General features: G+C 59.8%; 11 protein-coding genes. All 11 read right to left on the minus strand.

The features are described from left to right. Window positions 1–86: 86 nt before the first annotated feature. The gene (locus ACF8FG_RS06835; protein WP_318077915.1) at window positions 87–3,038 is read right to left on the minus strand and encodes a type IV secretion protein DotL; all 2,952 of its coding nucleotides are present in this window, start codon (window positions 3,036–3,038) and stop codon (window positions 87–89) included. A gap of 11 nt (window positions 3,039–3,049) precedes the next feature. Beyond that, window positions 3,050–6,112, minus strand: coding sequence for a type IV secretion system protein IcmB/DotO (locus ACF8FG_RS06840; protein ID WP_019438927.1), 3,063 nt, complete (start codon window positions 6,110–6,112; stop codon window positions 3,050–3,052). A 63-nt stretch (window positions 6,113–6,175) separates the two neighbouring features. Continuing rightward, entirely contained in the window at window positions 6,176–6,922 is a 747-nt protein-coding gene (locus tag ACF8FG_RS06845; protein ID WP_014592470.1) for an HNH endonuclease, read from the minus strand. Between the two features lie 73 nt (window positions 6,923–6,995). Next, window positions 6,996–7,376: a hypothetical protein gene (locus ACF8FG_RS06850; RefSeq protein ID WP_014592471.1), complete on the minus strand. Its 381-nt coding sequence runs from the start codon at window positions 7,374–7,376 to the stop codon at window positions 6,996–6,998. A 37-nt stretch (window positions 7,377–7,413) separates the two neighbouring features. Next, window positions 7,414–7,998 (minus strand): hypothetical protein, encoded by a 585-nt coding sequence (locus ACF8FG_RS06855; RefSeq protein WP_014592472.1) that lies wholly within the window; start codon window positions 7,996–7,998, stop codon window positions 7,414–7,416. A 15-nt stretch (window positions 7,999–8,013) separates the two neighbouring features. Then, entirely contained in the window at window positions 8,014–8,637 is a 624-nt protein-coding gene (locus ACF8FG_RS06860) for a hypothetical protein (protein WP_014592473.1), read from the minus strand. A 10-nt stretch (window positions 8,638–8,647) separates the two neighbouring features. After that, window positions 8,648–10,075, minus strand: a complete 1,428-nt coding sequence (locus tag ACF8FG_RS06865) for a DotG/IcmE/VirB10 family protein (protein ID WP_014592474.1) — start codon at window positions 10,073–10,075, stop codon at window positions 8,648–8,650. Beyond that, on the minus strand, window positions 10,072–11,085 hold the full coding sequence (locus tag ACF8FG_RS06870) for a DotH/IcmK family type IV secretion protein (RefSeq protein WP_014592475.1): 1,014 nt from the start codon (window positions 11,083–11,085) through the stop codon (window positions 10,072–10,074). The genes ACF8FG_RS06865 and ACF8FG_RS06870 overlap by 4 nt, the downstream gene beginning before the upstream one ends. Window positions 11,086–11,087: 2 nt before the next feature. Next, entirely contained in the window at window positions 11,088–11,852 is a 765-nt protein-coding gene (locus tag ACF8FG_RS06875) for a DotI/IcmL family type IV secretion protein (protein ID WP_014592476.1), read from the minus strand. Next, a complete protein-coding gene (locus tag ACF8FG_RS06880) occupies window positions 11,842–12,108 on the minus strand; it encodes a hypothetical protein (protein WP_119713265.1) in 267 nt (88 codons plus the stop codon). The genes ACF8FG_RS06875 and ACF8FG_RS06880 overlap by 11 nt, the downstream gene beginning before the upstream one ends. Window positions 12,109–13,028: 920 nt before the next feature. Next, window positions 13,029–14,420: an amino acid permease gene (locus ACF8FG_RS06885; protein WP_014592477.1), complete on the minus strand. Its 1,392-nt coding sequence runs from the start codon at window positions 14,418–14,420 to the stop codon at window positions 13,029–13,031. Window positions 14,421–14,641 lie beyond the last annotated feature (221 nt).

The following is a 14,641-nucleotide window of genomic DNA, read 5'->3' on the forward strand; positions in this document are numbered from 1 at the left end:
TTCTGATTATCTGTCAGATATCTATCGTCGTCAATTTATGACAAAAAATAGAATCACACGCCGATCTAGGGCTCTGACGCCCGGTCTTACTTGGGCGGCTGCTCTTTCATCATCAGGCGGCACTTGGCCTGCAGGTCATTCAGCCGCTCGCGCATGCCGGCCACACCCTGAGCAGCGGGCTCAGGGGTAACGCTGTAGTCCGTTTGCCGGGCAATTTCTGCGCAGGTTTGCTCGATCCGCTCTTGTGCGGCCCACTTGTCCGACAGCGATGCAAAGCCTTCGCCGCTGGCCATCAGCTGCATGTCGAGCATCTGCTGAGGCACGACCATGGCCAGCTCACGTGCCCATTCATCGTCCAGTTCCTGCTCGTCTACCGGTGCAATGGCTGGCGTCACTGGCGTCACGGCCAAAAGGTCGGCAACGGCGAGGATGCTTGCCTGGATCCCCTCCGGGCTCATGGGGTCAATTTGTGGTGCGGGCACTGAAGCTGCTGTAACCATGACCGCATCCGGCACATCGGCGGGGGCCTGCGGCGCCGGTTTTTCTGCCAGTGGTGCTGCTGGAGCCGGCTTCTTCAGGTCGCCGGACAAATACGCCCCAAGCACGCCGAGCGAGGTGTCCAACCGGCCCAGCAAAGGCCGGTCAGGGTCGGCATAGTTATGCTCGAACACACTGTGCATGCGGGCAAGAGTTGGGTCACCCTTCACTACCGCGCGTACCCGTTTGGCGAAAGAGCCATCCTTCAGGCTGTCGACGAATGCCTGGCGCGACTGCCGGTTCTGCGGCAGGTCCGAAGGCTCAGGCGGCTCGACCGGAATGAAATCGTTGATGCGCATTTCCTTCGGCGCCGGGCCGGCCGTGTAGAAGCCCAGGCCGCGAATAAGCGCCACGCCACCGGTCTTGCCATTTTGCGATTTCTTGCCGATCAGGAAGGTGAACTCGCCGTTCTCCTGCATGGCGACGTCGTCGTAGTTCAACCGGCTGCGCTGCTCGATGGCAATGTTGTCCGACTGCCGCAATTTTTCGTTGCCCACAACACGTTCGAAGTTGCCCAGCATGGCTTGCGAAGACTCGGCCGCCGCACCCTGCACGCGCCGCCAGGTTTCCGATTCGGTGCCCGAGGTCAGGCGGCCAACGGCGCGAATGTTGGTGTTTTCCCAGGTGGCATCCGCTTCTTCGGCGCTGGATTTCTTCAGCGAGGAAAAGTCCTGCGCCGCGAAGGTGACACTGAAGCCCAGGCTACGCGCTTGGGCCGGGGCCACGGCAAAGCCGACCACGGCGTAATAGCCATATTCGTCGAGAATGGTATAGAACGGGAACTTCGAGCCGGTCGGCCGGCTGTCGATGATTTCGCGCACTACCCCTTCGACCCGGTTGCCCAGGCAGCCGGCCATCATCTGCTTGATGCTGCCTACAATCATCTTGCCAAGCATGCGCATGCTGTCCGGTGCACGCTCCAGCGCCGGCAGCAGCACCACCAGCAAGCGGCGGTTGATCACCACATCATAGAAGTCCACGTCACCGACGCGGGTCTTGAAGATATGGCCGTAGTTGAAGGTCAGGTCGTTGAAGATCCGTCCCAACTGCATGACGATGTAGCCGTGCTGCTCCAGGGTCTTGGTTTCCTGCTTCTTGAACTTCGCCTTCTGGTAGCCTGGCAGCGTTAGCAGGTACGAGCGCAGCGGGGCGACGATCACGTCGAACATCTCACCGTACTTGCCGCCGTGCTCCCACACCAGATCTTCGATGACGTTGAGCTCGAAATATTCCAGGTACTTCTCGGGCGACAGGTTGATGTGCCCCTTGTCCCGCAGGTAGGTCAACGGCCGCGTCAGGGCTGCCACGAACATGATCGCCCGCCCCTTCCACATGTCACCGCCGCCGCCGGAATCATCCATTAGCGACACAATCAGCTCGATCAACATGCCCGACGAGGTGTTGCCCATCATGTTCATGTTGTTGGTCACCTTGTCGACTTGCTTCTCGACGAAGTCGCGGCCAGAGGTGATGAAGTTGATGATCAGCAGGTCATCTTCGCGGCCCAGGTAGCGCGACAGGCGGAAGATTTCCTTCTGCAGCTTGGGGTCACCCTTGCCGTCGACGTAGATGAAACCAGTGTTCTGCACCAAGGCGTTGAAGACGATGCCGAGCAACAGCTCGGTGTTATGGGTGACCAGGCTGTCGTCAGTGATGTAGAGGTGATGCGGGTGATCGATCTCGATGCACTGGCAAGGTGCCTGGCCGGCAGCCGTCACTTTCCACACCTCGGCCCAGCCATTGAACTTGGCCGAGCCGCGCTTCTTGCGCACCTTGGGCAGCATCACCACGATGCCGCGCCCCATCAACTCGCGAATGGCGTCGGTGGTCACGGTATGGGCTTCTTCGCTGCCATCCTGCCCGCGGGTAAGCACCCGCCACAGGTGGTCACCCGTGGCTTGCGCCCGGCGCCCGTCACGCGTGGCCACGGTCCAGATCGGCTGGATGCCCTGCTCAATCACCCGCAGCACCGCAGCCTGCTTGCCATCGGGCGTGCACACGCTGTCGCCGACCCGGATGCGGCCCATTTCCACCCAGCCACCCGGAGTCAGCACCTTGGCATGCTTGGGCTGCGGCTTACCGGAGCCAGTGGTGCCCAGCACCAACTGGTGGGTGCGTAGGTCACTGTCGCCGGCGTAGATCTGCTCTTTGCTCTCCAGGTCATTGCCGAAGAGAGTCACGCCCTCACCTTTCTTCTTGCCCTTGTACGAGCCGTCATTGACGTCCGCCAGCTTAGGCACCCGATAAGGGAAATCGAACGTGCGATTGTCGACGTCGACGAACTTGCGCTTGAACGCCCAGGCCAGCAGCAACAGCAGCTCACCGGAAAAGGGCACCTTGATCGAAATCAGCGCCAGGACCGGTAGCGCGAAGGTTCCGAAAACCGCGCCGTCGGCCGACTGGAAGAAATCACTGAAGCGCTGCCCGGCCAGGCGGGTATCCTTGCGCCTGCGGCTGCTGCTGATTTCATGCTGACGGGATGCGCCCTTGTACTGAGCCATCTGTCACTCCCTCACACTACGTCTTCGAATGCACTGGCGCTGATGTAGTCAGCCACCAGGTCTTTGGCGATCCGCGCGATCACCGACTGCTCCATGTCGTCATCGACGAACTCGACGTCCTTGAACGTCTCTCGCTTCAAGCGTTCGACCATGTCTTTGCACCCCCCTGAAGGGAAGCGCCGGGCCAGCAGGGCCAGCGCATCGGGGCGCGGCATGTGCTCGTAGAGCATGGTGCGCAGCTTGCGGTCCTCGGCGGTCGTGGTCAGTGCCCACAGGCGCATCGGCCCGGCAGACATGGTGAACAGCTGGCTGTAAGTGGCATTCTTGGTCTCGAAGCGGGCCAGGAAGGTACAGCCATGCTTGTTCGCACCGTGCACGAAGTTGACCAGCGCATGCTCTTCGGTGTCAGACAGGCCGATGTTCTTCCGCAACCAGTCGCGGGTTTCCTTGGTGCCCGAGTCGAGGATGAAGGTGGCCGTGGCGATCTTGGTCAGCTGGCCGAAGTCTTCCATCAACTGCGAAGCCAGAATGATCTCCATGTTCCACTTACGGGCCTCGCGGCCATCGGTCTGCATCTGCTCCTGCAAGCCCACGTGGCCACCGGTCTTGTGGAATTCGTCCATGCACATGACCTTGTATTCATCCACCAGGTCGGCCACCAGGCGCTCGTAGAACGGCAGGTACTTCTCGGTGAAGAACGGGAAGTCCTCCTTCGAGAATGCCACCTTCTTCATGAAACACTGGCGGGCGATCATGTACATCAAGGCAGTCTGCTTCTTCGCCGAAGCAGAGCCCTGCAGCGCCACGTCCTGCAGGTCGAGGGCAACGATGCGGGCACTGCCGACGTCGAAACGGGTGTGGTCGGCGAACACCGGGAAGTCGCCGACCGCCTCGCGAATGCCGAGAATGAACGCATCGACCAGGCTGCGCCCTACCTCACCGGAGCCTTCGTACTCGGCACGCACCTCTTCGGTGGATGCCACCGCCACCAGGTCGTTGAGGGTAGGCACCGCATAGCGCTGGGTGACTTCCGCTTCGTACACCATGCCGGCATCGAACATTGCATCGACCAGTTCCCAGTAGGTGGTGGCCGGCAGAATGCGGAAGCCCAGCGCCGCCACGGCGCCGTCGACCACGTCGTTGTGCCCGGGCTTGTAGGTTTCCGGGCTGGCCCTCTCGATCTTGTCGTCCTTGCGCCGGTAGGCCAGGTCAACCATGCGGCCGACGAAGTTGCTCATCCCTTCATAGGGCTTTTCGCGTTCGGGCGGCGTCACCAGGATAGTGAGAAAGTTCTTGTTGAACTCGCGGTCCTTCGGCAGCGGGTAACGCTGGCCAAGCGGAGTGTCCAGTGGGTTGATGCAGTCCTTGCGAGCGTTCTGCAAACGTTTGTACACCACCAGGTGATGCAGCCGTGGTGGCAGGTTGTCGCGCACCAGGTCGCAGAAACCGGACGAAGAAATACCGATGTCGGTGATGCCGATGTAGGGCAACCCGGTCAGGCCCGGCATCAGGCACGATTCGAAGTGGTTGTTGTTCATCAACACCGACTTGCCCGAGCCTGGCTTGCCTGCAATCAGGGTGATCCAGGTGGTCTGCTGCGAGGAAAAACGCTGGTACTTGAGGATCTTGCCATCCAGGCTGCGGTAGATGGTCGACCCTTCCTGGAACGGCGAAGCTGGCCGGGTCAGCGGCAGCATGGCCACGGCATCGCCCAGCGGCGCAGCGGCCGGGTCGCCCAGGTGCTTGGTGGTCAGGGCCAGACAGTTGGACTGAAACGCCTGCATCGGGTTACCGGTACGTTCGATGAACACGGGCTGGCCCCAGGCTTCCAGGGTGCGCCAAAGCTTCGACTTGCGAAGCGCCAGTTCCTTCACGCCCTTTTCGTCCGGGCTGGCCCAGGTCATCGCGGCCACTTGCAGCTTGACCATGCATTCACCGTCACGCACGCGCTCGCGCAGTTCCTTGGTGGCGAGGTTGATGTTGCGGTTCTGCTCGGAGGTGACCGACAGCAGTTGGGCGAACAGGCTCTTCCAGGCCAGCACACTCATGCCGTCGGAGGACAGCATGATCGACACCGAATACGGCAAAGCGCGCGACACACCGTTCTCTTGCGTTTCCGCGCGGTTGAGGCTGTTGAACAGGGTGTTGAAGTATTGCGGCTCTGCCGGTGGAATCGACATCAACAACGGCGCATACACGCGCGAGCCAACCCGCACACTGGTAGGATCCGGCAGCAGACTGGTGCGCTCGCCACTGCCGATTTCAGCCGAAGTGACCATGATTTGGCTGGGCAGCGTGGGGTACATGAACTCCGACATGTCGCCATTGCGCTTGCTGGTCTTCCAGCGCATGGGAATGGCGCTACCCGGAATATAGGGCTTCCAGGTACGCGGCGTGATGTCGGGGTTTACCTTCGCACGGATGGCGCGGATCGCTTCACTGACGTCGAGCACATCCGCCGAGCAACCGAACTCAGGGGACGTCAGGTCTTCGGAAATCTTGGTGACAAATGAAAGGTGGCGGTCCTTGAGGTAGGAAATAGGCCGCAGCAGGTTCTGCGCTTCGGCGGTGGCCGGCCACTCCGATTCCTTCCTGAACTCGTTCAGCGCCTCGCGCGCCATCGACCTTTCGGTCTGGTCGAGCAGCGCGGGCCGCGACCAGAACACGAGGTAGCATTCTTCGTCATACACATACTGAGCGTACTTGCTGACACCTTCGTTGATCAGGTGCCGCACGTTGAGGTTCAGCCGCTCGGCGGTTGCTGCCTGCTGCAAGGCGTTCTGCTCCAGCGGCGCGGTCGCATCCAGGTCGCGGCTGAAGACAATCTGCAGGTGGTGGCCGCGTACCTTGAAGTACACCGAGAGCGACGCTTCCAGCAGGCTGACCAGGCGTTCGAACTGTTCGCGCCCAAGCACGCTCTTGGTGCCGTTGAAGCGCACGATGGAAGCCAGCGAACCGTCGTTTGCGACGATGGCCTGCCCGCCATCGACCGTTTCCAGGTCGCAATAGTCCTGCACGTCTGCCTTGAGCTGGCTCAGCACCGTCAGGATCACCGCCTCGAGTTTGTTAAACATTTCCTTGTTCTCCCTTGCCAACGCTCTCAACGGCGAGACTGAGCAGCAGTACGAGCGGCTGCATCAAGCAAAATTCTTCAGTAACTGGCCGGTCAATGCCGACCAGTTAGCTGGCAAAAACACCGCACGGTTATTGGCCGCGTAGTATTCGAGTTGTCCATCTTTGAACGCGCTTTTGGTTGGGAACAGCCGTAACGGCGCCAACCATTCAGCGCGCTTGCTAAATTCTTCATCGCTGACAAGTTGCTTGCTCGCGAGGGTTTCCGCCACGCCAAGCACGGTGATGACTTCGCCACCGAATATTTCTTTCAGCGTGTCATTACCACGAAACTTGAAAGCCGCCAGCAGGCTGGCCAGCTTTTCATTGGCCGCCACGTCATCGAGCAACTCATTAACGTAGATACAGCGGGCAATGTTATTGATCTCGGTTTGCGTCAGTTCCTGCACGGCGACGAAAAAGCCGGTGTCATTCATGGCGCAGGCGCCAAGATGATGAACCTGACGACACAGGTTGCAGGCGGTGATCAGGTTTTCCTTGGTGCAGTTGTCGGCATTGCCGTCCAGTGCATGAAGTTCCTGAAACTTTGCAGACTTGAACCCGCAAAAGCGGCAGGTGTAATTGTCGCGCTGCCACACCGAAGTGCGAAGTTTGCTGTTTTCATCGCTGAACAGTTTGCGCTGGTCATCGTCCGAGCGCCACAGCGGCCGACGCACGCCAAATACCGGCTGGTTGGCAGTTCGACTGAGATAGCCACTCGACAACGTGGGCACAGTGTTTGCCCCGCGTTCAGAAGCGTTTGTTTCGCTCACGTCCGAATATTCCCGAAACTGTTCTTGAGGTGCGGGGCATGACGCCCCGCAATAGGTTCAGCGGCGTGCAGCGTTAGTTGACCAAAGTGTTGCGCATGATCCACATCACGGTACCGACACCCGCCATCAGGCCGCCGATGAACAGGCCGACAATCGCCGACATCGGCTTCTCACGCTCATCCTTGGAGGCTTTCCACAGGGTGTACAGGGAGATGGCAACAACTACGAAACCACCAACCGACACCAACGAGATCAGCAGCGTGGCGCCGCCCTGAGCAGTGTCGTCGATGTTGCTCATGACATCACTGGCCGTCTTGCCACCCGACTTGTCCTGGGTCAGGTCGGTTTTGTCGATGGCAAAAGCCGACGGTGCCGCCAGGGCCCCGATAACAGCGGTAGTTGCACGAACCTTGGCCGAATCGTATGCAGCTTTCAGAGTTTTGAGTGCTTTCATAAGTGACGCTCCTTATATTTCATGTTTCGAAAAGCCGTTACGACCACGGCGTGAAGAGGCCAACCAGATTGAATCCGATTGTGTTATTGAGTACATCGCTGAACCATTTGAAGTTCCATGCCAGGACGCCGCCGATGATCCAGCCGCTGGCGGTGCCGAGGCCGGCTTGAGTTTGATTGTTGTAATAACCGTTTACCGTCAACCAACCTTTCACCATGGCGATAAAGCCGACAACCTGCATGATGCCCAGCAGGGCCAGGGTTGCCAGTTGTGCCTGCTCTTGCAAAGTCGTCCCGGTCGAGGAATAGGACAACATGCGCGAATTGGCATAATCCCCGGTCAGGGTTCGCGACATGATGCCCATCCACTCCAGCGTACCGATCGCCAGCAAGATAGAGCCGATCACCAATTGCACACAGGCAGAGCCGACAGAAAAACGCTGTCTTCCGGCCACATATTTCAATGCGTTGTCATGGGTCACGCCCCACAACTCGATCAACGCCGCACCGGTCAGATAGAGGCCGATAAGCACGGCAATACCCTGGCACATCATGATCGCTGTCGGGATGACCTTCCCGATATTGACCATTACATCTACTAGATCGGCAAATCCGGCCGCCATGACAACGTCCCTGTTTTAAAGAGCGGGTGAAGTAACCACGATGCCGCTGTCGCGATCGACGGCAAGCACTTTCAATTCGCGCTGCACCGGTGGCAACGGGTCGCCGGCCTTGACGCTGTCTTCGCTATCGCCATTTTTCACCCAGGCCCGGTGCCCGACCACCGCCTGCACCTTGTAGCCCGAGGACTGCGGGATCGGGTGAGCGCGCCTGGTGTATCCTTGCGAGGCAACGGGCGCCGGCTCCCGACGCGGTGGCTTGATCACCTCCACGCGCTGACGGCTGTCTTCGTAGAACTGCATGCGCTGCTGCAGGCCGGACAGGTTGTTATCCAAGGCCTTTATCTGGCTCAACAGCAGTTGAGTATTGCGCTGCGATTCCTCGCGCACGATCTTCAGCTGTTTTTCGCTGTTTTCCTGGGCCTGCAGCGCCGCCTGCGCCTGCTCCCGGGACTTGGCCAGCTCGATGCTCAGCACATCCATGCGTGGCTGTTGCGCCAATTGTGCCTGGGACTGCGGGATGCGCCTGGCCTTGGCCGCTGGCGACGAGGTCGCCTTGATCACGACCACGGCGAGCACAATGAGCGCCAGGAAGCTGCCGGCAAAAACGCCAATGAGTTTTCCGAACGACCAGTTCTTCATGTCGAACTCCTTATCGAGATTGATCGTGAACGTCTTGCAGGAAGAACAGGCCAAAGCCTTTGTTCGCAGGAGTTGCGTAGGTGGCCGGGCGGTTGAAGCCGCGGCGCACTTCGCCGGCGATGGCGGTGCCCATTTCACCGACCGACGAGCCGATCACCTGCTTGGTCGAGGGCTCGGTAGTGGTCTGTGCCACAACGCCACTCGGGCTGATGACAGTGGTACCCGCTGTCTGCTGGTAAGCCCGACCGTAGCCGGACAACAGCGAGGCGGCACCCAGGGCGAAATAGCGCTCCATGGTGTGGTGGTCCTTGGTCTCGGCAATGCCCTGCTTGGCATCATCCTCGCGCAATGCCACAGCGCTGATGCGCATGGTCGGACGAGGGTCGTTGACCGGTGGCGCAAGAATGGTGAACTTCACGCGAATGTTGTCGGGCGCCTGCTCGATCTTGCCGATCAGCTTGGAACCGTTCCACTTGCCGCCTCGAATGGTCGCCAGCACGTCACCACCATCATCGGTGTTGACCTCGGCATCGAGCGTGGCGTACATGATGGTACCGGTCTTGATCAGCATCGCCCGGTCGGTGTCACCCACGGCCTCGATGGCATTGGGGTCCTTGTCCTTGGCAGCCCGTACTGCGGGGCCTGTGACACTGCCGCCAGCGCGCTCGGTCGGGTAGTAGCTGACGGTGCTGAAGCTGCTTCTCTCAGCGAAGCCCTTGGCACTTTCAGACTCGCCCATCAGTTGCTTGATCGACTTCAGCGTTTCGCTTTTCAGCTCGCTGACGTACTGGTCGCGCTGCTCCTCGGCCTTTTTCAGCTCCTCCTCCAGACGCCGGCGCTCCTGCTCCTGGGACTGGGCGCTGGCCACACCAGGCCGCTGTGAAACCTGGGCTGAGTCACGAGGCGGCATACCCGCCCCGATGTAAATCTCGGGCGAACGCTGATTGCCGTCATTGTAAGGCTGCCCAGGCACGTTGAACTGCGCGCCCTGGCCACGAGCCAGATCCCGCCCGGTGGACTGCACGATGTTCGGATCGAAGCCAGGCTGATAGGACATCCCGCGCTCGGCAGCCTGTTCGGCCTCCAACATGCTGCGCTGCGCACGGCGCTCTGCTTCGGCCTTGGTAATAGGGTCGATCGACACTTCAGGTTGCGGCGCATTCGGCACGTCCACCGTGGACGCCTTGCCCGCAGGCGCATCCTTCGAAGACATGCCGTTGTAGGCCAGGGCGCCCAGCGCCAGCACGACCAACCCGGCAGCAATCAGCGAGACCTTGCCGACACCGGAACCGAACACCGCCTGCAAGTTGCGCTGCATCTCATCGGACTTGCGCGCCTTCCTCTCCTGCGGGCCAGCCGGCCCGTCGCGGTCGGCTACCAGGTGCTCGTCCTCTTCATCGAAGCCCGAGTCGTTCGGCGGCATGTTGTTATCACTCATTGCAGATTCCCTTGCTCGATGAAGACGGTTACGGCTTGCCCGCCAGTCGTGAACGTGACGCTGTTCTGCAGGCCCGCATAGCGATACACCGCCACACCGGTGGTGCTTCGCGCTGCGTTGGTGTAGGCCGGATATTGCGCATCAGCCTTGGCTTTCACGTACATGTTCGGGCCATAGCTCCAGGCCTCGACGCCCTCCAGCCCGGTCACCTTCAGGCGGTTGGCATCTTTCGGCGGCACACCATCCAGGAAGTAGGTCAGCGCATCGTCGATCGACGGCATCCGCAACATCGCCACACTCGCTGTCGCATCCGGGTTGCGCCCCGGCACCTTGGCATCAACACGCATGTCCACTTCTTCCTGGCCGGCGGCCAGGATCAGGATGATCGGCGTGGCCAGGCCGCGCAGGGTGACGGTGACGTTGCCGTAGGCCGCCGCTGTGGCGGGGTCCAGAGTGAGGATGTTGGTCGGTGCGGCAGTACCGTTCTGACCGTTCTGCCCACCTCGCTCGCGACCGTCGCTGAACAGCTCGCGGTTGATCGACACGTTCTGGATCATCCACGGCTGCCCGGCATAGTCGGAGAACACGATCGATGACTGCTGGCCCTTGCTCAGGCGAACGATGGGGGGCGATACCCCCGGGTCGAGGTTGAGTGCCAACGTGCGGGTCACCGGCTTGGCCGGGCTGACATAGGCGGTTGCCTTCTGCTTTTCCCGCTCCAGCCACAGCTGCTTGATCAACTCGACTTGCGACGATGTCAGCTGCGAGTCCTGCACGTCGTTGACCGTGTCACTGATGACATCCTCCGGGCGCGGATAGACCACTTGAGCAGCGCTGGATACCTGCCGGCCCAGGCCATTCATCGGCGGCTGGGGCGGAGCCTCGCTTCCTTGCGCCGCGTCAACCTGCCCTGCGCCACCCTCGGCAGCGGGCGCAGTTGGCGCCTCGTTGGCAAATGCAGGCAAAGCGATAGCGCTCGCAAGCAACGATGCGATCAGATGCTTCTTCATGGTCACTTCCTTGAGGTGTACGGCGACAGCTGAACAGAATCGACGGCAATGCCTTTGATGTTGGTGGCCGAGGCGGGGATCTGGACGATGGTCACGGCGGCGAGGAAGTCCTGGCGCGAGCGCGCCTGCTGGTCACCGCCGACATAGAATTCGATGGCAATCGGTACCTGCACCAGCCAGTAGTTCTGCCCGCTGGCCAGCACACCAGCCTCTTCGACCTGGGCAACCTGGGTGGCCATGGCGCGCAGGATCATCCGCCCCTTGAGCACGCGCTCCAGGTTGCCGGAATCGTCCAGGGTCTTCAGGAAAGCCTTGCGCCCCTCGTCGGTGTACCAGCGGGCGCCCGCAGAATTGAGGTTGGAGCGGTAGTTCACATAGTCGTAGGAGTACGAATTGACCACGGCATCCTTGGCATACTCGGCAAGGGTGGCCGGGGTTACGCGCGGATTGCTCTCGGTCGAGACTTCACAGATCGCGTGATTGTCAGTGGTCGGGATCCAGCGGTACTTTGGGTACCAGAACACCACCGCAGCGATGGTGACGCCAAATACGCAAGTCAGCGCCAACAGTTGGCCCCATACGCGCTTGTTGCGGCGCTTGAGATCGAGGCATTCCAGCTGCAGGCGCTTGACTTCACGCACGGTGGCCGCTGCTTCACCCGGCGTTTCATCCAGCGCCAGCTCCAGCAGTTTCTCTTCGTCCGTGCCCCGCCGAGTCTCCTGCGCTTCGCCACCAGGGGTTCCGTGTTGGGTTTCCTTACTCGACATTGCGGATTTCCCCTGTCGTTCCGTCGTAGATGCAAATCGAGTCGGTTCCGTCGTAGAACACGACATTTTCAAAGTTGGTTTGAGTCACCAGCCAGATGGCAGCAACCGCAACAAACGGCAGCAGGCCTATGCACGCCCACTCGCCAACATTCAGCAACACGCCAAGCAAGCGGTTGTAGCGTCGCAGTGCGCGAACATCCACGTCCTGCGCTGCACCGCTGCCCCATGACGTAGTGATAGACCCCAGCTCATCCATATCTCGCTCCATGCGGCGGCATTTTCATCCAAAACTTAGAAAGCTGCAACAGCGAAATTTTGACAGATTGAGATAATACCTGCAATCCGCGACGCATTTTGACACGCCAGCACCCGAGCCTTTGACGCTAAATGGGCCAGATCACACGAGCGCGCAGCCAAACAAAACCCTGCCCAAAACAGGGCTTTTATCCAATAAATGCTAATAAAATCAGAATGTTGAGATTGAGCGCCCAGCCACCAGATTCGACTGAGCACTTGAGTACTGCAGGTTTTAAAAAATGAAGGCCTTCAGATTATTATGATGCTATAAACCTGACCATTCAGTCATGTGCAGAGGCCAAACCAGCCTGCTTTGAAAAGCCTTTGAGAAACTGTATAACCCACGAATTTCGTGGCTTACAGGGGCTTTAGAGGGCCATACTTCCAGGTTGGTGACGGGGGGAGTTGCAACACTTTCGCCATAACACTCCTAGAACTTGCTCCAGCCTTCCTCCCTGACCTTCACCGAGGGCCTACACCCACACACCTCGGATTAAAAACCCTTTTAAATCAAGGGAAGCGGCACTTAAAAAGCGCGTTCTGCCGCTTGGCATGTTGCGCAGCGCAACCGCAGAACCGGCGGATAAAATCCGACCGAGGCGGATAAGCCCAACGCCAGGGTAACGACCCAGCATGACTAAAACGTGATTTTCCAACAAATACACAATATTCCGCGATAACGGCTTTTTGATATCAAACTGCCAGCACGCGTCACATGTTTGGGTGCCCTGCAAATCGAACGCCGCCGGGGCGGCGCTCGATCTCATGGACGATAAAAAACTTGCGACAAACACCCTTCAGCGCCGCCGCTATTTCACGCCCGAAAAAAAAGGGCACCCATCCTCGGGTGCCCTTTGCCTTACAGCCAGGTGAACTGAATCACCCCATCGATCGCGCGCCCACCGGTTGCGCATGGCCCCTCGACGTCACGATCCCCAGGAAGGAAATCACGATCGCCAGGCCCAATGTCGAGCTCACTTCCGCCCGATGCTCAGGCGTGTACATCATCACCGCCAGCGCCCCGGCAATGAAGATGATCACCGCCCAGGTCAGGTACGGGAACAGCCACATGCGGAACTTCAGTTCGGTGTTCTCGCGCTCCAGTCGGCGGCGCATGCGCAGCTGGGAGATGGCGATAACCATGTACACCAACAGGGCGATGGCGCCAGAGCTGGCCAGCAGGAACTCGAACACACCCTTCGGTGCGAAGTAGTTGAGGACCGCGATGGCCGCACCGATCAGGGTGCTGCCGAATACTGCAGCACGCGGTACACCGACCTTGGAGGTCTTGTTGAGGAAGGCCGGGGCGTCACCGCGCTTGGCCAGCGAAAACATCATCCGCGAAGCGATGTAGATCGACGAGTTCATGCAGCTGGTAACGGCTACCAGAACCACCAGGTCGACCATGAATGCCGCGTTGGGGATGTTCATGATTTCCAGCGCACGCTGGTACGAACCCACCACCGCCAGCTGCGGGTCGTTCCACGGCACCACCGAAATAATCACGAAGATCGACAGGATGTAGAAGGTGCTGATACGCCAGATCACCGAGCGAGTGGCCTTGGCGATGTTGCGCGACGGGTCGCTGGACTCGGACGCGGCGATGGTCACCGCCTCGGTGCCGATGAAGCTGAACATCACGGTGATGAACGCCCCCACCACTGCCGACCAGCCTTTCGGCGCAAAGCCGCCGTATTCGGCCATCAACCCGCTCAACCCACTGACCTCGCGGTTGGGCAGCCAGCCCATCAGCGCGGCGAAGCCCAGGCCGATGAAGCCCAGGATGGCGGTGACCTTGAGGATGGCGAACCAGAACTCGAACTCGCCGTACTTGGCCACGCTGAACAGGTTGGTACCGGCCAGCAGCAACACCGAAGCCAGGGCGAAGATCCAGCTGTCCACCTGTGGGAACCAAGCGTTCAACACATGCCCGGCGGCCAATGCTTCGATAGGAATCACCAGTACCCAGAACCACCAGTACAACCAGCCGATGGTATAGCCGGCCCAGCGGCCAATGGCCTGGTCGGCATAGGTGGAAAACGATCCGGTGTCGGGGTGTGCCACGGCCATTTCGCCGAGCATGCGCATGACCAGTACCACCAGGGTCCCGGCCACGAAATAGGAAATTATGGTTGCTGGCCCGGCTGCCGCGATGGCATGGCCAGAACCTACGAAAAGTCCGGCGCCGATGATGCCGGCGATGGACAGCATCGTTACGTGACGTGGCTTGAAACCTTGTGCAAGGTTGCCATCAGATCCCACGGTGTTCATTGATGTTGTTCTCTTTTTGCTGACACAAGGAAGGACGGGCAGGCGTAGGCGAAAAATATCTCCTTTGAAATCAATAAGTCGACACGTTGTTCGCGCGCTGTTGTTGATATTTGGCACGCGTCACAGAGCAAGGTGTCAGTGCGGTTCGGGGTTCATTTAATCCCCGCATGGCTGTGGGGAATTACACGAGAACGCCACGGAACTGTTCGATCACGACAGGG

Source organism: Pseudomonas sp. YQ_6, from assembly GCF_043103245.1.
Lineage (GTDB): Bacteria > Pseudomonadota > Gammaproteobacteria > Pseudomonadales > Pseudomonadaceae > Aquipseudomonas > Aquipseudomonas alloputida.

Excerpts from the sequence above, each read along its gene's own strand:
- ACF8FG_RS06870 (WP_014592475.1), bottom strand. The coding sequence starts at position 11,085 with ATGAAGAAGCATCTGATCGCATCGTTGCTTGCGAGCGCTATCGCTTTG.
- ACF8FG_RS06860 (WP_014592473.1), bottom strand. The coding sequence starts at position 8,637 with ATGAAGAACTGGTCGTTCGGAAAACTCATTGGCGTTTTTGCCGGCAGC.
- ACF8FG_RS06855 (WP_014592472.1), bottom strand. The coding sequence starts at position 7,998 with ATGGCGGCCGGATTTGCCGATCTAGTAGATGTAATGGTCAATATCGGG.
- ACF8FG_RS06865 (WP_014592474.1), bottom strand. The coding sequence starts at position 10,075 with ATGAGTGATAACAACATGCCGCCGAACGACTCGGGCTTCGATGAAGAG.
- ACF8FG_RS06880 (WP_119713265.1), bottom strand. The coding sequence starts at position 12,108 with ATGGATGAGCTGGGGTCTATCACTACGTCATGGGGCAGCGGTGCAGCG.
- ACF8FG_RS06885 (WP_014592477.1), bottom strand. The coding sequence starts at position 14,420 with ATGAACACCGTGGGATCTGATGGCAACCTTGCACAAGGTTTCAAGCCA.
- ACF8FG_RS06850 (WP_014592471.1), bottom strand. The coding sequence starts at position 7,376 with ATGAAAGCACTCAAAACTCTGAAAGCTGCATACGATTCGGCCAAGGTT.
- ACF8FG_RS06875 (WP_014592476.1), bottom strand. The coding sequence starts at position 11,852 with ATGTCGAGTAAGGAAACCCAACACGGAACCCCTGGTGGCGAAGCGCAG.
- ACF8FG_RS06840 (WP_019438927.1), bottom strand. The coding sequence starts at position 6,112 with ATGTTTAACAAACTCGAGGCGGTGATCCTGACGGTGCTGAGCCAGCTC.
- ACF8FG_RS06835 (WP_318077915.1), bottom strand. The coding sequence starts at position 3,038 with ATGGCTCAGTACAAGGGCGCATCCCGTCAGCATGAAATCAGCAGCAGC.